The sequence below is a fragment of the Oleiphilus messinensis genome (assembly GCF_002162375.1).
GTDB classification, from domain to species: Bacteria; Pseudomonadota; Gammaproteobacteria; order Pseudomonadales; family Oleiphilaceae; genus Oleiphilus; species Oleiphilus messinensis.
On sequence record NZ_CP021425.1, the window covers coordinates 3,193,663 to 3,215,923 of the forward strand.

The following is a 22,261-nucleotide window of genomic DNA, read 5'->3' on the forward strand; positions in this document are numbered from 1 at the left end:
TTTGAGTGATTGCAAGTTAATTTTTTGGGTATACAACAGATATTTGTAACCTGTTGTATACCCAGGTTTAATCCCTGGAAATGGTGTTTCCTGAAGGGCGTATTATGACGAAGTCGAAGTAATTGGCGACTCTACCGTAGAAGGTAAATCGGAAGCGCCCTCTAAATTCTCTTTGGGATGACTTTTTGCGATCAGCATATACAACGACGGAACAACAAAAAGTGTAAATATCGTTCCGATTGCCATGCCGCCGACTAAAACAACCCCGATGGAATTACGTGCTGCGGCTCCGGGCCCGTCGACTAACGTTAATGGGAAGTGACCTGCTACTGTCGCGACAGATGTCATTAACACAGGACGGAGCCGAGTCATGGCTGCAGATTGAATCGCTTCGAGTTTTTGAACGCCTTCTTCTTGCAATTTATTGGCAAACTCGACAATTAAAATGCCGTTCTTCGCAATTAAGCCGACTAACGTAACCAAACCAACTTGTGCGTAGATATTCAAGGTCGTTGTCCAACCATTAGTCCAGTAAGGCATATCTGGGTTGGGCATTTTCAGGGTTGTAAAAATCAACGCACCGAACATTGCCAAAGGGACAGATCCCAACAATATCACCAACGGATCACGGAAAGAGTTAAACTGAATGGCGAGTACCAGAAAGATCATTAATATTGCCATCAATAATGCGGGAAGGAATTTTCCCCCTTCGGTTCTTAACTGCCGCGACTCTCCCGTGTAATTGGTGGTATAACCTGCAGGTAATATTTCCGCAGATGCAGTTTCCAACACCTTTAACCCTTCATCAAGTTGAGCGGTCATACCTGACAATTTGATAGCATTGAGCTGTTGGAATCGATTTAATGATCTCGGAACCGTACTATCCTCAATTTGTGCAATCGCACTCAACGGCATCAACTGATTGTTCGGTCCGGTAATGTAAATGCTCTTGAGTTGTTCCGGGGTTAAACGCTCAGCTCGCATCACTTGCGGAATAACTTTATATGCCCGGCCATTGATGTTGAAACGGTTAACATAATTTCCACCTAGAGCAGTACTCAAATCCGCGCCAACTTGAGCGTTGTTTAAGCCAAGGGCAGCGACTTTCTCGTGGTTGATCACAATTTCAGACTGTGGTTGATCGTATTTCAAATCAATTTCAGGGGGAAAATAGAATAATCCACTTTCCATGGCTTTCATTTGCAACTTCTGGGCATATTCAAGCATTTCCTCCGGCTCTGCTGTTGAGGTGATTAAAAACTCAATCGGGAAATTACTACCGCCCGGTAAAGCCGGTGGTTGTGCCGCGAATACTTGTATGCCAGGAATTGCCGACAGCTGTGCCTGCATATCCGGAACAATTTGTGAGATGGAACGATCACGCTGATCCCAGGGTTTAACCACCATCCCGCTAAAACCGCCCACACCCAACGCGGCTGCAAAAGGATCTGAAGGGGCCATCAGAATCTGAAACGTAAGTTCCCGCTCTGGCGCATTGAGAAAAACCTGTTCAGCAGCCTTACCGAAGTGTTGTTTCTGATCAGCAGATGCATTGGCAGCATTATTGATAATACCGAACATAAAACCCTGATCTTCCAGCGGTGCCAGCTCCTTTGGTGAGAACATGTACATAGGCACAATCATTAAACTAAGCAGAGCCCATGCCCCATAGACTGCGGGCCTGACTTTCAACGTTTGCGCAAGAATTCTGCCATAGACATCACGCAGATGATCAAAGCGGTGGTTAACCCAGCCGGTAAAGCCTTTTTCTTCTTTATCCGCGCTCGGCAAGAGCTTGGCACTCATCATGGGGGACAGCGTGAGTGCGACAATACCGGAAATTGTTACCGCTCCTGCCAATGTCAGTGCAAATTCACGGAATAGCGAACCGGTTAACCCACCCTGTAGGCCAATGGGAGTGTAGACCGCAGCCAATGTGATGGTCATTGCGATAACGGGGCCAATCAGCTCCCGTGCGCCAATTTTAGCTGCCTCAAATGGGGTACGCCCTTCTCGTAAGTGACGCTCAACATTTTCAACTACAACGATTGCATCATCAACAACCAGCCCGACTGATAAAACTATCGCTAACAAGGTGAGTAAGTTTAGAGTAAAGCCAAACGTCTGCATTAAGAAAATCGCACCGATTAACGAGACTGGAATCGCAACAACCGGCACAATAACGGAACGAATTGAACCTAAAAACAGGAAAATAACGATGATAACGATCAATAAAGTATCTATGAGAGTTACAACAACTTCGTGAATCGCGTTACTGATGTATTCTGATGCATCGTAACCAAGGTTGGCTTGTAAGCCGGGTGGCAAACTCGCTTTAATGCCCTCCAGATCCTCTTTCACCCGTTGAACAACTTCTATTGTGTTCGCGTTTGACAGGGGGAATATTCCCATGAAGACTGCAGTTTGACCGTTAAAACTCACATTCGTATCATAATCCTCAGCCCCTAATTCAACGTCCGCTACGTCTTTCAAACGTACGATAACATCGTTGTTTTCGGATATAACCAGATTTTCGAATTCCTCAACAGTATGGAGATCCGTATTGGCGGTAAGGTAAACCTGGTCGTACGCTCCTTTGGTGCTGCCCACTGCAGAGAGGTAGTTATTTGCAGCCAAAGCACCTCTGACTTGAGAAGGACTCACGCTCATGGCGGCCATACGAGCAGGTTTCAACCAGACCCGCATTGCAAACGTACGGGCACCATAGATTTCTGCGCGTTGAACTCCGGCAAGTGAAGCCAGACGGGGCTGTACCACCCGAACCAAATAGTCTGTTATTTCACTTTGTGACATGATCTCCGAATAAAAGCTCAGATAAGCTGCTGCAAATTCAGAATCTGCAGACTGCAGACTGATGGATGGTATTTGCGCCTCAGCAGGCAATTCATTGCGTACCTGATTGACTTTGGAAGTAATGTCCGCCAACGCTTTTGTAGAGTCGTAGTTCAGCTTTAATCGCGCGGTAACCAAAGAGAGATTGGAAAGGCTTTTGGACTCCACATAGTCAATACCGTCAGCCGACGCGATAGCACCTTCAATTGCAGTTGTAACGAATCCTTTAACCACTTCAGCACTGGCACCAACGTATTGTGTCGCAACAATAACCGATGCATTTTCACTCTGTGGGTATTGCCTGACACTCAGAGACTGCCAGGCTTGTATACCCGCAATCACGATCAGGATGTTAACAACGATTGCGAGCACGGGCTTTTTAACGAATATATCGGTAATATTTTTCATAAACTTTATGCCGATTCACTGTCTCGATTGAGTATCTGCTAGGTGTTTTTTGGCGTAGGATTGATTTTAAATTCCGGAGCCAGAGAATTATCGATAATTACAGACATTCCAGGGCGTAATTTGAACACCCCCGTCGAGACAACCTGATCGCCCTCTGTAAGCCCATCTTCAACAATCACAAAATCACCATGACGCGCGCCAAGCCGAACAGGTTGTTGTTTTAATACTAATGCATCTGAATCTTCCGATTTAACAATAACAAACAACGAACTACCGAATGCGGTATGGTGCACGGAAGTTGCAGGAACCATCAGTGATTTTGATTGGAGATTTAATGCGATACTTGCATTGACGAACATGCCTGGACGTAATTCTTTTTTGCTATTTTCAAGTGTGGCCTGCACGTGGATGGTACGGGTTACAGGATCGATATTGGCGTTAAGGGCAGTCACCTTCCCTGTGAAGCTCTTCCCCGGATACGCATCGGATTGAACTTCAACGGGTAAACCATTTTCGAGAGCCCCAATCCATTGCTGCGGCAGCGCAAATTCGACATAAACAGTTTTCAGTGCCTGAAGCGAAACGACTTCACTCCCCTTCTCCAAAAACTGGCCGGTGCTGACTTTACGAATACCCAGCTCTCCACTGAATGGAGCTCTAATCGTTTTCTTGGCAATAACCGCATCATAGTATCGAACTTTCGCATCAGTCTGATTTACATTTGTTTCAGCCGTATCCATTTCTGCCTGTGAAATATTACGTGTTTTGCTCAGTTCTTTGGCACGATCAAAGGCGATTTTAGCCCACTTTGCAGCAACCTGAGCTTCATACAGTTGGGCCTTTTCAACAGAGGACTCAAGAGTGACCAAAACATCACCTTTGCTCACTGAGCGTCCCGCTTCAAACAACACGCTATCAATTACGCCGTCAGTTTCTGCGCGGATTGTCGTACCTTGGACGGCTGAAACTGAACCAACTGCCTTGATTTTAGGCTGCCAGGAATGTTCACTAACCGTATAAGCATTAACCTTCTCAGGCGGCATAGTAAACGCTGCTCCAGCTTTTGCCATGGAGTCAAACTGATCCATTTTAGTGCCGACAATAGCTGCAACTAACGGTATAACGACGAGTAGCCCTACAATAGACCACAGAATTTTCTTCAACATGGAATGTTTTACCTGCCTTAAATTCCGTTTACATTATGTTGTTTGAGAGGTTCAAAAGATGCAGATAGTATTCTGCTATAAGAAAATTACAGCTGACTCTTAATCAAGATTTTTTGTTATCGAGTAGCCAAACACTATAAACTTAACCAACCATATTAAACTTTATAAAAATAAAAATCTCTGTCCATCACTCAGACAAAAGTCTAATAAACGCTTGTTTGTTACCTAAACATTTATATTAAATATCCGCTTTACTGAACATAATCAGGAATCACTTTTCTATGTTGCTTGTTGTATCACCTGCCAAAACGCTTGACTTTACAACCCCTCCCGTTACAGATATTCATTCACAGCCAAAGATGCTATCTGAAAGTGAAATATTGATAGATCGTTGTCGGCAGCTGAGCCCCGCAGATATCGCAACGTTAATGAAAGTGAGCGACAACATTGCCCACTTGAACTGTGAACGATTCTCTCAATGGACAGCACCCTTCTCTACCGAAAACGCAAAACAGGCAATATTAGCGTTTAAAGGGGACGTGTATACGGGCCTGGATGCAGAGACGTTGTCAACAGAAGAATTCGAATTTGCTCAAAATCATCTGCGTATCCTTTCTGGGTTATACGGATTACTCAAACCTCTGGATTTAATTCAGGCTTATCGCCTGGAAATGGGCACAAAGCTTAAAAACTCACGCGGCAAAGATTTATACCAGTTTTGGGGGGAGCGTATTACGGATGAACTTAACAACGCCATGTCTGCTAATATGCCGCTGATTAATCTGGCCTCTAATGAATATTTCAAAGCAGTTAACCCGAAAAAACTCAATGGGCCAGTAATTACACCGGTGTTCAAAGACTGCAAACGCGGACAGTACAAGATAATTAGTTTTTACGCGAAAAAAGCGAGAGGAATGATGGCCCGTTATATTATCGAAAACAGGATTGTAACTCCGGAAGGATTAAAAACCTTTTGTGTGGATGATTATTATTTTGATGAGCAAGAATCAACTGATAGTCAGCTTGTTTTCAAACGCGAGGAAATCGTCTAACTCAGAACATCTCCCGGCGTAACGACCTGAAATGCTTACTGCAGGTCGTTATGTATTCGGCTATGTATCGTATTTAGAAGAAGCTCCAACCCGAATTGTTCTTACAGATTAAATTGGAAACTTGATCCTCTTCCCCGGATGCGAGCTTAATTGTATTCTCGATTGTCTGACATGAAGAAATGTGGGTTAGGTTCCCAGGTTTGACCTCATTATCAGAGATACCTTTCTGACTTCCCTGCTCATCTGGAACGATCGTAATTTCATGCATATATCCAACTACAATGCCATTCACTGATGTCAGGTACCACTCTGAATCATATACTTGAGCTTCCACAATCACCGATTCTGATTGCTTCAGTTTCATGATGATATCATCAGCTGTAGACGGCCCTTTTCTCACATTAGCAATCGCTGGGCGAACCTTGTAGGGCGCATCTACCGATTTTAAACCTTTGACGATATCAACCGATGAAGTATCAATATTAATATTCAGCGAGCCTGAATCAATAGCCAATACAGAACCGTTAGAACCAGTAGCATTGTTCGCCCAGTATTGAACTTCTCCAGTACGCAACGAGAGGCCTGCCATATGGTTTATTTGTTCAAAATCACTGGGCAATAGCTTCTGACTGATTGTGCTACTCAGATTGGTGTATAGTGACTTGGTAAACTCCAGACAATCCGACTTGCTTTGGTAATCTACACAATGAGCAGGTTTTGATTTGGTTTGATTATTTTGACTCGCTTGGCGATCTGGCACTGATTGACAAGCTGTAGTGAACAGTCCTGCAATTACGATTGTGGTTAGCTTTGAGTTCATCGAAAACCCCTTAATCTGTTTATCCCTGAAAATTCCATTTTTAACAACGATAGTTTGTTATTGTTCTCGAATTATGATCCCGAGCAATAATTGATAACAAGCTGTTCCATTTTTTTCGGATGCAATCATACCATGTTAAAAAACGATATTTTAGGGTGTTTTTTGCAAAGTATCTAAATTTCGTTATTTAGGTTAATTGCACGGATCTCAAATTCATAAAGCTAGTGTATGAATGCATATTCTCTGTATGGTCGTATTGCCTTTGTTGGCTATGAAACGTATATTGGGAAGCGTAAGTTCATCAGAGGTTGTTAATTGTAAATGCAATCCACCATGCCCAGCATTGGTAACTCGTCTGTAATGGCGATCGTCACCTACTTAGACAAATCAGGTATCTCCATTGACCAAATTAGTCGCCATTCAGGAATTGAACTAAGAAGTCTGGAATCTGAAGATGCCCGTCTGGCACTTAAAGACTATGTTGCGTTATGGCACTCAGCCATCGAACTTTCGAAAAACCCTGCACTCGGCCTGGAAATCGGGAAGTGGTTTGACGCCTCAAAAGTAGGCTTGGTGGGTCAAGTATTGTTCCATAGCAAGACACTTGAAGATGGTATCAAAGAATACGTAAGACTCTATTGTCTGGTCAATGACGCAATCACCCTCACCTACTATATTGAAGGGTCAAATGCAGTCCTCCGATTCAATTACATCAATCCAGACTATTACTGTATTCCTGACATTGAAAGAACATTGGTACTCTCACTTTTTCGGAGTCGTTATGTCACTGAAAAACCCATTCGATGGAGTGCGGTTCGATTTCAGCACGCTCCGCCTGCCTACTCGGCTCAGTACAGATCTACCTTCAACTGTCCGGTCTATTTCAACGAACCCCACTGCGAAATTGTGTTTGATCGCGAGTACCTGAATTTAAACTCACGTGTTCGGAATCCCTATATCGGATCTGCAGCTTTACGGTACGCCAACGATCTTTTGAAAAAGATTTTCAGGCGATCCATCGTGGATAAAGTAAATTCATTGATTCATGAAAATATCGGGACGGGTGAAATTGACAGCGATTTTATTGCAGCACGATTGAATATGAGCAGACAAACGCTGTACCGAAAGCTTAAAAATGAAGGGGTATCTTTCCAGCAGTTGCTCGAAGAAGCAAGATACTCTCAAGCCCGAATACTGCTCTCGGAATCAGACACATCGCTTACGGAAATTGCGCTTGCCCTTGGATTTTCTGATGTGAGTGCTTTTAGCCGGGCATTTAAACGCTGGAGCGGAGTGAGTCCGAAGAATTTTCGGAATCACTCTGAAGAGCTTACGCGGATACAGCATTCGATGTAAGTAATTCAACGACATCACTTACAGTTTTGATTTGCTCGGCTTGATCCTCCGGAATTTCACATCCAAACTCCTCTTCCAGAGCCATAATCAATTCGACCGTGTCCAGGCTGTCCGCCCCCAAATCCTCAATAAAGCGTGCCTCAGGCACAATTGCACTGGTTTCAACGTCAAGCTGAGTCGCAACTACTGTTTTCACTTTTTCAAATATATCAGACATATTGAATCCTTGATTTTCTTTTAGAATATTCGTTATGCAAGCCATTAGGGCACATTGTCGACTAAATAACGATTAAATCACTATATTCCAAGGGGTTTTGTTCAGCTTGTCTTCATCCTTATTTTTTTTGTCTATTTGTAACTAAAATTCGAATCCGAACATTTTTTCATACCAGAATGCGTTACACTTAATGCTGTCGAAAATTGAGAACACTCAATACTCAAAATTCATCAGGAGTTTCAATAAAGGTATGACTCAACAAAGACGTCAGGATCTCATTGTCGAGAAGGTCAAACAAAGTGGCTTTGTTACAATCGACGAACTGGTCGAAGAATTTCAAGTCACGCCACAGACCATTCGGCGGGATTTGAACCAGCTGGCTGAAGAAAAAAAAATCAGGCGACATCATGGTGGCGCAGGGATTGATTCCAGCACAGTCAATACAGAGTACAATGACCGGAAGATAATGAACCTCACTGAAAAGGAGCGAATTGCCAGGGAGTTAGTGAAAATGATTCCTGATGGCTCCTCGCTTTTCATCAATATCGGTACGACAACGGAAACGGTTGCAAGAGCGCTATTGGATCACCATAACCTCCGGATCGTCACCAACAACATTCATGTAGCCAGTATATTGAGCGCCAAAGAGGATTTTTCGGTCATTATTGCCGGCGGTGAAGTCAGAGCCAGAGATGGTGGAATCGTTGGGGAAGCAACACGGGATTTTATAGATCAATTTCAAATGGATTTTGGCATCATTGGTATTAGCGGAATTCATACCGACGGATCACTATTGGACTTCGACTACCGTGAAGTACGGGTCGCACAAACGATCATTACAAATTCGAATCATGTGCTGTTGGCCGCTGATCACTCAAAATTCGGTCGCAAAGCGATGGTGAGGCTCGGAAACATTAGCCAGGCAGATCATTTTTTTACCGATCAAACACCTCCGCCGGAGATAAACGATATATTGATCGATAATCGAGTCAGTTTACATATCGTATAAACGATGTCGGCCCCTACCAGGTATCGTAATAGTAGCCCATCGGATTAAACGGACTGAAAGCGAATTTAGCCGGGAATCCTGGTGAAATCAGAACCATAGGCGGAACCGGAAAGCCACGTTTTCGGAGCATTGCTCGCTGTTCACGGGACAATAAATTCAGGCCGAAAACCAGGTCAGGAACTTCATGCCTCCATTTTGAACCGTGGTCGAGGCTTGACAGCTTTAGCGTAAAAGTTGATTTTGTAAGTTCAATTGAAGCATCTCGAAACGGTGGAATATCTCGCTCGTGAATTGGCTTTCCTGAAAGCATTCGATTCAGAATCAAACGTTGGATAGTGATCAGATAACGATACAACTCCCCATCGAATTGAGCGCTTTCCCCCAGATATCCAAGTCCAGCATTAACAGAAGCATTTTGCCATAACCGGTTCAGTGGTGACCAATGCCGGGAGACCAGTGCCGACTTTATATTATTACGATAATCATCCAGCCTTTTCTTAGTTAACGTTTGAGGAATATCCTGTCCTTTTTCGAGGAAAGAATGGGCAACATAATTAATCCAGATTTCAAAATCAGTAAGTTCCTGCATCAATGTTCTGCTAATGTTTTCGACTTGCAGAGGGCGAAAGTGGTGACGAATAGCTTCAGAACGAACACGATTAATTATCAGAGCCAGCTGCTCACTTTGTTCCAGTAACATTGCATCCAGTTTCAAATTGGCTTCGGTCAAGGGTAAATCCGAAAGCGCTAAAGGTTCAGGATAATTCGGCCTCCCCTCTTTCACCTCTTTGATGTCCGATATGAGCTCAGAATAGCTCACCGTCGCGATGATGAACGAATACAACAGAATCGTGTACACAATGGCAAAGATAACCATGAACCACTGACTACGCTTGAGGATGACTTTACGACTTGAGCTCGGATTATGCTTTATTTCGCTGATTACGATGAACAGCGGACCAATAAAACCAAGAGAAGACAAAGCTGGGGGCAAGGTTCTGGATTCAACATAATGATATGAGGCAATACAAAAAGCGGCCATTGGAATCAGGAATAGCGCACCGTAGGTGTCTATTCCGCTCGCCAATGGGTATACGGAAGATAGTAGCAACCAATCGAGAAGGACGATACAAAAAAACCAGACCACTCCCCGGGAGAGCCATTTGTCAACACGGCGTTCTCCCAGAAACGGCCATACCAGCTCGAACTTATGATAGCGGTTTAGATCACCACTCCCCTTACCCAGCCATAAACTCAAATCATTTGTGCTCGATGTAGCCGAACAATTATCCATTTTTTCTGTCGACACGGCATTACTGCCTGGATCAGTGGCTTGAACGTTGGGAGCCTCCGTTGTGACGTCCTGCCGATATTTCTTTCGCTTTTTATTTTTCAGATTTATTGGTTCGTCGTTCTGATACTTTTGGTACTTTTGATACTTTTGGTATTTCGCAAAGTAGAGACCGCAAGACAGGCATTTTTCAGCGTTAATTGCACTAGAATTGCATTTAGGGCAAGAGGAATATTCGTAAGGACAGTGGTTGGAATCAGTCAACGAATATTCCTCAAAGTGAAGGCATTAAATTGTATATCATGCCTCGGGGTTAATGATGTGCTTCCGGTTTTGTGGTCTCAGACGGACGTTTGGTAAAAAAGATTAACCACATTATTCCACTGACACCTGAGACTAATGACGCAAGCAAAATCCCGGTCTTCGCCTTTAAAAGATCTTCTGTGTAGCCAGCAAAACCAAGATCAGCGATGAAAATTGACATGGTAAAGCCAATCCCACCCAACATACCAACACCAATTATATGATTAAAGTTCAACCCTTCTGGTAGAGGTGAAACCCCCATTTTCCAGGCAATCCAGGTGGGCACTGTTATCCCTATCAGTTTACCAATGAACAAGCCCATGAATACACCAAGTGTAACCTGATCTTGCATGAGCGCTGTAATCTCGATATTGCCCATCGGTACGCCCGCGTTGGCAAGCGCAAATACCGGAATGATAATGTACGCTACAGGTAGATGAAGCTGATGTTCCAGACGTTGAGCGGGGGCTTGCACCAGTGCAACACCAGTCCCTAACGAACTCACTTTTGCGCGGAGCTTATCGTTGTGAATGATGTCAGCGCCATCTTGCAATGCTCGACCCATCTTACGCACCAGCTCACTCACATGACTGATAAATTTCTCCGGGTTGTATTTTGGTCTGATAGGGATCGTAAACGCGAGAACAATACCCGCAATTGTGGCATGCACACCACTGGAGAGCATGCACATCCAAAGACCTATGCCGAACACCACATACACAAGAGTTCGTCTGACCCCCATAAGATTCAAGGATACAAGAGCGAATACGAATGCCGCAGCACCAAACAAGGCAGTTACGTTCAAATCAGAAGTATAAAATAGCGCAATAACCAGAACAGCGCCCAAATCATCCACAATGGCCAGTGCGATCAGGAAGGTCAAAAGTGTTTTCGGAATGCGAGCCCCCAAGAGACTCAAAGCACCGACAGCAAACGCAATATCCGTTGCCATAGGTACCCCCCAACCTTTGATCGTATGTCCTTCAGTATTGAACAACAGGTATACACCCGCTGGTACAACCATACCGCCGATTGCTGCGAATATTGGCAAAAGGGCCTTTCTGATTTCCGCCAATTCACCCACAAGCAATTCTCGTTTTAACTCCAAGCCCATAACGAAGAAGAAAAGCGCCATTAATGCTTCGTTAATCCAGTGGTGAACTGAAAGCCCGAATAATTTGTCACCAAAGCCCAGCTTGATTTCTGTATGCAATAAATGCTGATAAGCTTCGTGAAAGTGGCTGTTCGCAATAATGAGCGCAACAACCGTACAGATCATCAGCAAAATACCACTGGTAGTTTGCCTGTGAATAAATTCTTCCAGTGGCGTTAGAACTGAATCCAGCGCTTTTTCCCATGGTGCGATATAAACACCTTTTTCATTTTTACTTTTCTTTAACATATTGCCTCTAAGATTGTTCCTAGCCTTCCAGTATCTGGTGATAAGTTACTAAGGGATTAAAACCTTCACATCACTCAACAATTAGATCACTGTATCGAATCCTTCAAATTCAGGGTGCCCCAGATAGAGACCTTTATTTCCACCAGCTGATCCGTGCGCTTTGCGAAATGCTTCTGATTTCGTCCAATGCGTAAAATCCTCTCTGGATTGCCAGGTGGAGTGAGAAGCGAATAACGTATACTCGGCATTAGAATCACCTTGAAGTAAATTGAACGAAATAAATCCGGGAACTTCATCGAGATAGGTTTCCCGATTTTTCCATACAGTAATAAAGTCTTCTTCCTTACCCGGAACAATTTTAAAGCGATTCATAGCAATAAACATGGTTTTTCCTTAACAAACAATGACACAGCCAGCTGTAAGACTAACACAAATCAGATTCAGTACGAAAAACTAAGCATATAACTTCGCACCGATAAACCCTACACTATACTTTAACGGATAAATGACATTTTTGGATTAAATCTTTTTTATCTGACACGATGGTACGCGATAACACTAAGAGGAGGTTGTTCTGCTTAAAATCAAGGAAGCGGGCTATTCAAACAGGAACCCGGAACGATTGACAATATGCACGGCAACACGGGGAAGCGGGTTTACATTACTGGAAATGATGGTGGCTGTTGCGGTTTTTGCGATACTGATGTCGATGGCATTGCCAACTTATCTATCGTATACCGTTCGTAAGCAAGTCACTGAAGCATTGAGTATTCCATTGGAACTGCGAGGCAAGGTGTACAGCTTTTACAAGGTTAACGGTACGTTCCCTAAAGACAATGAAGAAGCAGGTATACCCGTCGCGAACAAATTAATCGGTAACTATGTCACCCGAACCGACCTGATCGATGGAGCTTTCCATGTAACGTTAGGAAATCGGGCGAATAAAAAACTCGTTGGTAAAACAATCAGCTACCGACCCGCAGTCGTAAAGGACAGCCCCGCCAGCCCAATTTCCTGGCTTTGCGGACAGGCTGAAGCTGTAGAGGGTATGGTTGCAGTTGGCACCAATGAGACAACAATCAAACCGCCACTCCTACCCTACGGCTGTTTTTGAACATTGCAGTTGGATAGCGTTGCGCAACTGATCGTAGACAAGCTCACCGAGCTTAGCCATAACCTCCTCGAGCTCACGACTCCACTGCCTCGCGCAGTTAATCCGTATGCACCGATTGAATTGATTTGTGGTTGAAAAAATAGGCCCAGGCATCACACTGATTTTAAATTCACAGGCTTGACGATACAGGGTTAAGCCATCTGCGCCCTCGGGTAAAACGACCCACAACAAAAAACTCCCGCTAGGCTGGCTGTATGTCGTGCCTTTGGGAAAATATCGCTGGACGGCCCATTGAAATATTTGTAAATTTTCAGCATAGGCATGGCTTATTTTGCGCAAATGCTTGTCATACCCGCCCTGATGCAAATAACTGGCCAGAGCCTGTTGCGGCAGTCCCGGCCCACCAAAAGTCGTAAACTGATGCAGTGTCCGATATTGATGATAATATTTTCCAGGGGCACACCAACCTATCCGCAGGCCGGCCCCGACTGTTTTTGAAAATGACGAACAATACAACACTCGCCCACCCTGGTCATGGGATTTGAAAGTAGTACTACTGCCAGGATCATGGGATAAATCACCGAACACGTCATCTTCTATTAATGGTATGTCAAACTCTCGTAGTAATTTAACGATCTGTTTCTTATCATCATTTGAAGTACATGCACCGGTGGGGTTGCTGTATCTTGAGGAAAGAACACAGGCTTTTACTGGCCATTGTTCTAACGCCATTTTTAGTGCAGGTATACTTACCCCGGTACAGACATCTGTCGGAATTTCAATTATCTGCATACCGAGCGAGTCAAGTAACTGCAACAAACCATAGTAACAAGGAGACTCCACCGCGACCAAATCCCCTTTGGTACAAACCGTTTGCAATGCAAGCGCTAACGCCTCCTGACACCCCTGCGTGATTATCAGTTCATCATAATGGCATTGAATATTATTATCACGCATTCGAATCGTAATACTTCTGCGTAACTCACGGTTACCGGGCGAGAACTGATAATCCACACTGTCGCTTATATTAAAACGGGCAACTTTTGCGATATGCTGCTGCAATGACCGGGTCGGCAGAAATTCTTTATCCGGAATTGCCGCACCCAGTTGGGTCCAGTCCCTTTGACCCGTAATACTGAGTAGCTGATTTAACAATGCCAATCTGTTAAACGTCGCTGGCGGCAGCATTTCCGACACCGGGGGCCGGATATCAGGTTCGGCAGCTTCAGATCTGACAAAATAACCCGATTGCGGTTTTGCCTTAACATAACCTTCATCTTCCAGAACACCACATGCCTGAGCCGCAGTCGCATGACTTACACTAAACTGAGCACAAATTTTACGGACCGACGGTATCTTTTGGCCCTGAATATACACTCCGGCACGAATATCTGCCGCGATTTGATCCGCAACATGTCTGTACAGTGGAGTACTCATAATCAGCGCCTCGAAATAAATTCGTTAAACACAGTAGTCTATACCCAAATCACGTTTTAACTCATAACAGTGAAGTCTCATTTCACTATAACAGTTCATCAATCTTCCACCACTGTTATAGCTTATTTTTTATTCACTGGTGATAGTAACACTCGAGGTAAAAACTTAAGCTGTGCAACTGTTCAGGGCCAGTATTAATTTAAACGGTAGAGTGATGAGTACAGTTTATCCAGCAATCCGCAATACTTATTTCAGCAAAAGCACTGTAAATTATCTAATGGGACTGGTCGCAGTACTGGCCTTTGCGCTGACTGGCCCACTGACCTCCATTTCATTGCAAACGATTGATGCGACATTTTCTGCGGCCTACCGCACAACATTAGCAGGAATATTGGCGGCAATTATTTTAACGGTAACGAAAAGCAGATTTCCGGACCGGCAAGAGTACCGCTGGCTGATTCCTGCGGCTCTTTGTGTCGCAATTGGATTTCCCTATTTCACCAGCTACGCAATGCGACATACCGGTGCGATCGATACAGGTATCGTTTTTGGTATTATTCCTGTATTAACCGCATTGTGTGGAATTTTCATTCACCGTAGGCAAATGGTGTGGAAATTTTGGCTATGGGCCTGCTGTGCAGCACTGATTATCACTGTTTTTTATGTGCAACATGGATTACGTCTGTCCCCTTTTCTACTTTGTGCTGCAGTTGTTGCCGCTATTGGCTATACAGCGGGATCAAAATGCGCACAAACATTAGGGGGCTGGCAAACCATTTCATGGTCGGTAGTATTTCTATTGCCGATTAATGGCGCTCTCATGATAAGTAACCTGGAGGTCGATACCCTTTCCCGGATGAGTATCAGTTCGTTTTTTGCAAACACTTATTTGGGTGTGGTGAGCCAGTGGCTGGGTTTCTTCCTTTGGTATCGAGCGCTCAGTGAAGACATCCAGAGAGTAAGTCAGATTCAGGTACTTCAACCTGTGGCAACGGCAGTTTTTGCTACGTTATTGCTAAACGAAAGCATGAGTAGCGGTCTCGGAATGATTACCGGCTTACTTATAATCTGCCTGCTGGGTTGTATGAAGTCAGGCCAAAGCAGCAAAAATGATTGATTCGTGAGAACAAATACTGCTCAACGATAAATTACAGACTCAGTAGTCTAAGGCTCAGTTGCGCAACACCTTTTGCAGCGCATTGACAATCCGTTCCTCAGTAAAAGGCTTTGCGATCCAGCCTGTTGCCCCGACACCGCGAGCCTTTTTCTTTTTGTACTCGTCAGTCTCCGTGGTCATGACCAGGATTGGTACGCCCTGATAAGTGTCAAGACGTCGCAGGCTGCCGATCAGACTCATACCATTCATTTCAGGCATATTAAGGTCAGTGATAACTAAATCAACTTCTTCTTCCCGGGCGTACTCAAGCGCTTCCCGGCCGTTTTCCTTGCTGATAACCTGATGTCCAAGTGAGCTCAAAATATGCGACAAAGCAGTACGTATCGACACTGCATCATCTACTGTTAATATCTTTGCCATGATTTTACACCGGATTTTAAATACAACTTCGGTTAAAATTATAGCAATAGATTAGAAATTTTCTTGCCGTCTCGATTTTGTTACTTACCCTTCAGGAGATCTCATGACGATCGAATCTCCCTGCATAAGACGTTGTACGCTTGATCAGGATGACGTGTGTATAGGATGCTTACGTTCACTGGAAGAAATAAAAAACTGGAATAAAATGAGTGAAGCAGAAAAGCAATTGCTAATTGAGGATCTTAAACAGCGCCAGAAAAAATCACCGTATTTTAGAAAGCACTTTTTTTGATTTTGAGATCAACAGACCTCAGCTAACGCAATTCTTTAACTTCAAAAACGTTGCTGATCTTTGTACCATTCCAGACATAACGCAGGTGCGGCCCTTGCTTTGGACGACTGACTGCCGGTGGACGAAAAGCGGCAATGCACTGTCCACCTGGATCTCTTACGGAACGGTAAACCAAGCCCCAAGCCCCTTGATTACGTAATGTTTTAGCCACCCCTTGTGAGGTTGGGTAATGGACAGGATCTGGATCATAAAGATGTTTCCATGAAGGTCCACGCACATCCAGCATGGACTTTTTGATTTCACCAACATAAACCCGCATGGTGATTTCCAAGGGTGCCTCATCGGTTGCCTGCAAAAATCGCTCACGATGATAGACGGTTTCAGCGATTGCTGTTTCCAGAGAATAGGCGGCGTAATAAACACCGAAACTGCCATCAGTGAAACGTGAAGGGTTGCCAATATGAGTAAATGCAGCCATAACAACTGAACTTCCGGGGCCGGAAATCCGATCTTCTGGTTTAATGAGCCCTATTTGGCCAACCTCATCCCGTAGGCGATCATTCGTACGGGCTTCAATAGCAAACACGATTTCAAGGTCTTCGGGGTCTGCTACCGTTTCAAACAAGTTAATTGGCGGAAAACACGACGGAATGATTCTGTGTTGATGCTTCCATGACAAATCTACACTTTCTGGCGGTATCACAGAATCTCCTTAGCCTCGCAAGCCATCGATGTAACGTCGTATTTCAACAATATCCATCAAGCTGCCCCTTAACATCCTGTCCATCGCGCTTTCCTGATTAAAGTCCGTACTTGGCGTTCGAATCCATTTAATCGCTCGCTGCAGGGAACCCAACAGTATCTGCGCACCGCCATAGATCCCCATAACGGCGCTGATCCGATCCAGTATATCGCGACTGAGCTCCATCTGAGGAAGTCGTTTGTATCGAAACAATGTTGCTCTGCTTACGCCACCCAATAATATCCGTTGTTCTTCTGGCGTGCACTGCCATTGCTCTGTGATATTGAAGAACACTTTTAACGCGACATAACCTTCACGGGCTGGATCAACCGTACTCTGTGATGCATGTTGTGCTAACGCGCTCATATCCTATCCTCACCTTCATAACCTTGAATTTACGTTAGCACAAGTAGACCACCGTTTCAATTGAAACAGAATTTATTATTTTACATCTTTTGATACCCATGCTTACCTATGGTAATCCGGGTTCCAACCGAGAAAAACACCATTGTGACGGTACCAGACTACAGGGCGGTCATCATGATGACGCCTCCATTTGCGGTAATGGCGCTGATTGTGAATGCTGTGACTTTCACGGTGCTTACGCCAATGGTATTTTTTATACCGCCAATCCCGCCCGTGTCCAGGGTGTTTTCTATGATGCTTTTTGTCCCAGTGCTTATCGCGGTGCCCATTGTGATGACCACCACGATGAACTTTCTCGAATCTTCGTGAATGCTCCAGGTTAACTGCCTCCCCATGTGTGCGCCACTCAGCCCGTAATGTATCTGCTTGTGTGTTTTGGGTTGCCATTAATCCGAACAATAAAATCCAAAACAACCCAAAGCGTTGCATAGCGTTCATTGAGATGTTGCTGCGGTATTCTATAAAATTCATTAGCTTCTCCTTTATTACATCCCTCGGTGTTTAATCTTTGCAGTAGTGCGTAATCAGATTATCAAAGCTAAAATGAATCCCGGCTGAACCAGCTCCCTGTAAAATTGTCAGAAATTCAGGGCTAAACAGGAAACGTCAACACCCCCTGGAATTATTGCTATTTTTGAGACTTCATTCGTTGTATAATACGCCCCTTTAAATTTCCGACTCCGGCCCCAAAAAGCCGAGATCGTTTTTCCAGGATTCCCAGGTATAGTAAATGTCATCTGAAATTACCTCTTTTGATCAGTTTGAATTAGCCGAACCGCTGTATAAAGCACTAAAAGACATCGGTTATGAGGCTCCATCAAAAATCCAAGCTGAGAGTATTCCTCACTTGCTTCAAGGTCGCGACATCATCGGTCAGGCACAAACCGGAACCGGTAAAACTGCTGCGTTCGCACTTCCCTTGCTTTCTCGTGTGGATATTGAGGAAAAGTCACCCCAGATTCTCGTTCTGACACCAACCCGGGAATTATCAATACAAGTCGCAGAAGCATTCAAAACGTATGCACGCTACATTAAAGATTTCCATGTAACCCCAATCTACGGTGGCCAGGGCTTTGATCTGCAACTGAGACAATTAAAGCGTGGTGTTCATGTTGTCATCGGCACACCAGGTCGCATCATGGACCATTTACGCCGTGGCACCCTGAAACTCGACAACCTGAAAGCATTTGTACTGGATGAAGCGGACGAAATGCTCCGCATGGGTTTCATCGACGATGTTGAGTGGATACTGGAACACACCCCGGAAACCAAGCAAACTGCATTATTTTCGGCGACAATGCCCCCGCCAATTCGTAAAGTCGCAGAAAAATATCTTAACGATCCGGCAGTCGTAAAAATTGCTGCAAAAACAACGACTGCCAACACCATCAACCAGCGTTGCTGGATTGTTTCGGGCAATTACAAGCTTGATGCCCTGACTCGCATCATGGAGCTAGAACCCTTTGATGCCGTCATCATCTTCGTAAGAACCAAAACCGCGACACTCGAATTGACAGACAAACTGGAAGCCCGTGGCTACGCGTGTGGAGCCTTAAACGGAGACATGGCCCAGAAACAGCGAGAATTTACCGTCAATCAGTTGAAGAAAGGCAAAATCGATGTCGTTATTGCAACAGATGTTGCTGCACGGGGTTTAGACGTTGAGCGCATCAGTCACGTCGTAAACTATGATATTCCATACGACACTGAAGCCTATGTTCACCGTATCGGAAGAACCGGGCGTGCAGGTCGTAACGGCGAAGCAATTTTGTTTGTCGCACCACGAGAAAAGCACCTCTTACGGGCAATCGAGAAAGCGACCGGACAAAAGATATCTTTAGCGCAACTGCCTAGCACCAGCGAAATTAACGTGCAGCGCATTGAAAAGTTCAAGACTCGTATTACAGACACCCTCACCGAAGAGGAATCAGATCTGGATACATACATCAAAGTCGTTGAACAATATTTGAGTGAATCAGATGCAGATCCTATTCGAGTTGCTGCGGCGCTGGCCAAGCTAACACACGGCGAAACACCGCTACTGATGTCCGAACCACCAAAACCAAAACAAACTGACCGAAATGATCGCTCTAAAACCAAACGTGAACGTCCAGAGCGAAAAGGCAGTGGTGAAAAGCCGGATTACCCAACAGAGGTTTATCGTGTTGCGGTAGGGCGACAAGATGGTGTAAAACCGGGGAACATCGTTGGCGCTATTGCAAATGTAGCTGATCTGGACAGCCAATTTATCGGCCACATTAATATCTATGACAGCTTCACTACGGTAGAACTGCCGGCAGGAATGCCTGAAGAAATTTACCAGGAATTACGTAAAACCAGAGTTTGCCAAAAGACCCTTGATATCCGCGTATTTACCGAAGAGGAACGCAAGAAGGTTCCTCAAAATAACCGAAAAAGAGGCGACTCAGGACCACCCCGTAGTCGAAACCGCAAAGAAGGTGGCCCACGTCGTGGCGGAGAAAAGCGCCCGGATCGTCCACGCAAGCCGAGCTCTGATCTAGACTGATGCAATAGAACGGCAGCCCTAGTTACTGGGCTGCCGCATCGTAACAAACTCTTCTGCCGCAGTAGGGTGTATCCCGATCGTACTATCAAAATGCGCTTTCGTCGCTCCTGCCTTGATAGCCACAGCAATACCTTGAATAATCTCTCCAGCCTCAGCACCAACCATGTGGGCACCAACAACTCGGTCTGAAGCACGATCAACCAGAAGCTTCATAAAAGTTCGCTCGGCACTTTCAGTCATAGTGTGTTTCATTGGCCTGAAACTCGACTTGAAGACTGCTATATCACCATACCTTTCACGCGCCTGTTCTTCTGAGTAGCCGACTGTACCTATATTTGGCTGACAAAATACAGCGGTTGGTATGAAATCATAATCAACTTTGACCTCACTTCCACCCGTCAGATGAGGTAGAAGTGCCATTGCTTCTGCGAGTGCTACGGGTGTTAACTGAGGGCCACCTATAACATCTCCCAAGCCATAAATGAGCGGATGACTAGTCCGAAAGTTTTGATCTACCTTTACTTCACCTTTGTCATTGAGCTGAACACTCACACAACTCAAATCCAATTGTTTTACATTGGGGACTCTGCCCGTTGCAGCTAATACCATCCCTGCACACACTCGTTCACCACTGCTCAACTGAACATTCAGAACCTCGGACCCCGACCCTCGTTCAAGTGATTCAATATTCTCGTTAAAGCGAAGTTTGACACCTTTTTTTTCAATTTCGCCTTTTACAAACTGCCTAACTTCCTCATCGAACCCCCTTAAAAAAAGCTCTCCTCTATAAACAAGCGTGGTATCAACACCCAGGCCTTGTAATATGCCGGCGAACTCTACTGCGATGTAACCCCCACCCCACACTATTGCTGTTTCCGGGAGCTTATCAAGATAGAACATGTCTGTTGATGTATTCGCAAGCTCAGAACCTGGGATCCGGGGAATAAAGGGCGTGCTACCCGTCGCAATAATAACCTTTTTGGCTCGTATTTGCGTTCCTTCCCCTCCTTCAAGATGAGAGTCCGGAGATTTGGCTGACTTGATCTTAACCAGTACCTCTGTTTCAGAGGAAGATACAAACGAGGCCTCACCCTCTATTAGCGTGACACCGGAATTTACCAATAAATTCCGATAGACACCATTCAGGCGATTGATTTCATTGTCTTTGTTGCGCCTTAGAACAGTCCAGTCAAACTTGACCGAGTCAGCCTGCCACCCATAGCCTGCGGCGTCCTCTATGTCTTCGCGCACATGTGAGCCGTAGACAAAAAGCTTCTTCGGAACACAACCGACATTAACGCAGGTTCCCCCCAAGTACTCTTTCTCAACGACCGCAACCGTCAAACCTGTTGCAGCAGCCATTCGACTTAAACGAACTCCAGCAGAGCCCGCACCTATTACCAAGAGATCATAAACTTCCATTCAGAAACCTTATATCGTTGTGATTTCAAGAAACCGTAATTTTAATTCAAGGATAAAACAGGATGAGCCCTGTTCGACTGCGAATACCCAATACAGTTCCAAACAGGGCAAAAAATCTGACACGACAAACCTGAAATAGCATTTTCGACGAGCTTGTTCGTTCGATTGATAATAGATTATTTGATTTTGTTAATTGACTTGAACAAAACGGTTTCCGTCACATTTCCCATAGCGACTTCGCCAACCACTTCGTAACCCTGCTGCTTATAGAAATCAAGATAACGGGAGTTTCCGGTATCCAAACCAATCCCGCTTGTTTTTGGGTTTTCTGAACAGATATTCTCAACAGCCTCGAGTAGAATTTTCCCTATTCCTTTATTTTGGAATTTGGGATGCACCCCCAGCAACGGCAATTCATGATGTTGGTCAGCGGGCAGACACTCTGTCACTTGTTCGTGGTAATCAAGATAACGCCTGGTCGAAGCAAGCCCGGCAGTCAGCATCATACGAATCCGCCAGTTAAGCTGCTCAGCGAGATGCATTCGTATATGAGGACTACCAATAAAAGCAACCGCCACCAACATACCGTCTATGGTGATGCCAATGGCATCCTGCGACTTAGAGAAATGCAATTCAATCAGCTCACGTATCGTCGCTCTTACACGCTGATCATAACCAGGTTTTTCAGCATCAAACAAAAATTTGAAGGTAGGTTCATGTTTGTATGCCTGATAAAGTATCGACTTTGCTTCACGCACCGCATCGTGATCCAAACGAACCACTGAAATTGTGTCCGAAGGTATTCCCTTTTCAAGCTGCTCTACAGTGCTCATTGTTATTATTGGCTCCTGAAATAAATGAATCAGACTGCTCAGATAATATCGTGA

21 protein-coding genes are annotated in these 22,261 nt (G+C 44.8%); 7 read left to right on the forward strand and 14 right to left on the reverse strand.

All coding sequences use genetic code 11. The features are described from left to right. Positions 1-102: 102 nt before the first annotated feature. Positions 103-3,261, reverse strand: coding sequence for an efflux RND transporter permease subunit (locus OLMES_RS13860; RefSeq protein ID WP_087461811.1), 3,159 nt, complete (start codon positions 3,259-3,261; stop codon positions 103-105). A gap of 38 nt (positions 3,262-3,299) precedes the next feature. Continuing rightward, positions 3,300-4,427, reverse strand: a complete 1,128-nt coding sequence (locus tag OLMES_RS13865; RefSeq protein ID WP_087461812.1) for an efflux RND transporter periplasmic adaptor subunit — start codon at positions 4,425-4,427, stop codon at positions 3,300-3,302. A gap of 281 nt (positions 4,428-4,708) precedes the next feature. Between OLMES_RS13865 and yaaA the strand changes: the two genes are divergently transcribed. Further along, positions 4,709-5,479 carry a peroxide stress protein YaaA gene (yaaA, locus tag OLMES_RS13870; protein WP_087461813.1) on the forward strand — a complete coding sequence of 257 codons (771 nt, stop codon included), beginning with the start codon at positions 4,709-4,711 and terminating at the stop codon, positions 5,477-5,479. Positions 5,480-5,552: 73 nt separating this feature from the next. On the opposite strand, the gene OLMES_RS13875 is transcribed toward yaaA, so the two are convergent. Continuing rightward, positions 5,553-6,239 (reverse strand): SH3 domain-containing protein, encoded by a 687-nt coding sequence (locus tag OLMES_RS13875; RefSeq protein ID WP_157678302.1) that lies wholly within the window; start codon positions 6,237-6,239, stop codon positions 5,553-5,555. A 381-nt stretch (positions 6,240-6,620) separates the two neighbouring features. Here OLMES_RS13875 and OLMES_RS13880 point away from each other — a divergent pair, with 381 nt between their 5' ends. Further along, the gene (locus tag OLMES_RS13880) at positions 6,621-7,655 is read left to right on the forward strand and encodes an AraC family transcriptional regulator (RefSeq protein WP_087461815.1); all 1,035 of its coding nucleotides are present in this window, start codon (positions 6,621-6,623) and stop codon (positions 7,653-7,655) included. Here OLMES_RS13880 and acpP read toward each other — a convergent pair. After that, positions 7,630-7,872 carry an acyl carrier protein gene (gene acpP, locus OLMES_RS13885; RefSeq protein WP_087461816.1) on the reverse strand — a complete coding sequence of 81 codons (243 nt, stop codon included), beginning with the start codon at positions 7,870-7,872 and terminating at the stop codon, positions 7,630-7,632. The two genes, OLMES_RS13880 and acpP, sit on opposite strands and share 26 nt — an antisense overlap. Positions 7,873-8,122: 250 nt before the next feature. Between acpP and OLMES_RS13890 the strand changes: the two genes are divergently transcribed. Next, on the forward strand, positions 8,123-8,881 hold the full coding sequence (locus OLMES_RS13890) for a DeoR/GlpR family transcriptional regulator (protein WP_087464480.1): 759 nt from the start codon (positions 8,123-8,125) through the stop codon (positions 8,879-8,881). 13 nt (positions 8,882-8,894) lie between these two features. Here OLMES_RS13890 and OLMES_RS13895 read toward each other — a convergent pair whose 3' ends face one another. From OLMES_RS13895 to OLMES_RS13905, 3 genes are all read right to left on the reverse strand, one after another. Continuing rightward, positions 8,895-10,190 (reverse strand): hypothetical protein, encoded by a 1,296-nt coding sequence (locus tag OLMES_RS13895; RefSeq protein WP_157678303.1) that lies wholly within the window; start codon positions 10,188-10,190, stop codon positions 8,895-8,897. A 295-nt stretch (positions 10,191-10,485) separates the two neighbouring features. Beyond that, a complete protein-coding gene (gene nhaA / locus OLMES_RS13900; protein WP_087461818.1) occupies positions 10,486-11,877 on the reverse strand; it encodes a Na+/H+ antiporter NhaA in 1,392 nt (463 codons plus the stop codon). Positions 11,878-11,958: 81 nt separating this feature from the next. Continuing rightward, positions 11,959-12,261: an antibiotic biosynthesis monooxygenase family protein gene (locus OLMES_RS13905; protein ID WP_087461819.1), complete on the reverse strand. Its 303-nt coding sequence runs from the start codon at positions 12,259-12,261 to the stop codon at positions 11,959-11,961. Positions 12,262-12,499: 238 nt separating this feature from the next. Between OLMES_RS13905 and OLMES_RS13910 the strand changes: the two genes are divergently transcribed. Further along, positions 12,500-12,991: a pilin gene (locus OLMES_RS13910; protein WP_232465101.1), complete on the forward strand. Its 492-nt coding sequence runs from the start codon at positions 12,500-12,502 to the stop codon at positions 12,989-12,991. Here the strand turns inward: OLMES_RS13910 and OLMES_RS13915 are convergent. Beyond that, positions 12,971-14,428, reverse strand: a complete 1,458-nt coding sequence (locus tag OLMES_RS13915) for an aminotransferase-like domain-containing protein (RefSeq protein WP_087461821.1) — start codon at positions 14,426-14,428, stop codon at positions 12,971-12,973. The genes OLMES_RS13910 and OLMES_RS13915 overlap by 21 nt on opposite strands. A 214-nt stretch (positions 14,429-14,642) precedes the next feature. Between OLMES_RS13915 and OLMES_RS13920 the strand changes: the two genes are divergently transcribed. Further along, on the forward strand, positions 14,643-15,545 hold the full coding sequence (locus OLMES_RS13920) for a DMT family transporter (RefSeq protein WP_087461822.1): 903 nt from the start codon (positions 14,643-14,645) through the stop codon (positions 15,543-15,545). Between the two features lie 54 nt (positions 15,546-15,599). Here the strand turns inward: OLMES_RS13920 and OLMES_RS13925 are convergent, their stop codons facing one another. After that, positions 15,600-15,965, reverse strand: coding sequence for a response regulator (locus OLMES_RS13925; protein ID WP_087461823.1), 366 nt, complete (start codon positions 15,963-15,965; stop codon positions 15,600-15,602). A 103-nt stretch (positions 15,966-16,068) separates the two neighbouring features. On the opposite strand from OLMES_RS13925, the gene OLMES_RS13930 reads away from it, so the two are divergent. Further along, positions 16,069-16,257: a DUF1289 domain-containing protein gene (locus tag OLMES_RS13930; RefSeq protein ID WP_087461824.1), complete on the forward strand. Its 189-nt coding sequence runs from the start codon at positions 16,069-16,071 to the stop codon at positions 16,255-16,257. Between the two features lie 22 nt (positions 16,258-16,279). Here the strand turns inward: OLMES_RS13930 and OLMES_RS13935 are convergent, their stop codons facing one another. The 3 genes from OLMES_RS13935 to OLMES_RS28335 form a co-directional block, all read right to left on the reverse strand. Beyond that, the gene (locus tag OLMES_RS13935) at positions 16,280-16,960 is read right to left on the reverse strand and encodes an RES family NAD+ phosphorylase (protein WP_087461825.1); all 681 of its coding nucleotides are present in this window, start codon (positions 16,958-16,960) and stop codon (positions 16,280-16,282) included. Positions 16,961-16,969: 9 nt separating this feature from the next. Continuing rightward, positions 16,970-17,365: an MbcA/ParS/Xre antitoxin family protein gene (locus OLMES_RS13940; protein WP_087461826.1), complete on the reverse strand. Its 396-nt coding sequence runs from the start codon at positions 17,363-17,365 to the stop codon at positions 16,970-16,972. Positions 17,366-17,467: 102 nt separating this feature from the next. Next, a complete protein-coding gene (locus tag OLMES_RS28335; RefSeq protein ID WP_198342979.1) occupies positions 17,468-17,896 on the reverse strand; it encodes a hypothetical protein in 429 nt (142 codons plus the stop codon). Between the two features lie 259 nt (positions 17,897-18,155). On the opposite strand from OLMES_RS28335, the gene OLMES_RS13950 reads away from it, so the two are divergent. Then, on the forward strand, positions 18,156-19,952 hold the full coding sequence (locus OLMES_RS13950; RefSeq protein ID WP_087461828.1) for a DEAD/DEAH box helicase: 1,797 nt from the start codon (positions 18,156-18,158) through the stop codon (positions 19,950-19,952). Positions 19,953-19,970: 18 nt separating this feature from the next. On the opposite strand, the gene gorA is transcribed toward OLMES_RS13950, so the two are convergent. Together gorA and OLMES_RS13960 are read right to left on the reverse strand one after the other, a co-directional pair. Further along, complete coding sequence (gene gorA, locus OLMES_RS13955) at positions 19,971-21,374, reverse strand: glutathione-disulfide reductase (RefSeq protein ID WP_087461829.1); 1,404 nt, start codon at positions 21,372-21,374, stop codon at positions 19,971-19,973. 176 nt (positions 21,375-21,550) lie between these two features. Beyond that, positions 21,551-22,156 (reverse strand): GNAT family N-acetyltransferase, encoded by a 606-nt coding sequence (locus tag OLMES_RS13960; RefSeq protein WP_232465102.1) that lies wholly within the window; start codon positions 22,154-22,156, stop codon positions 21,551-21,553. Positions 22,157-22,261: the final 105 nt, after the last annotated feature.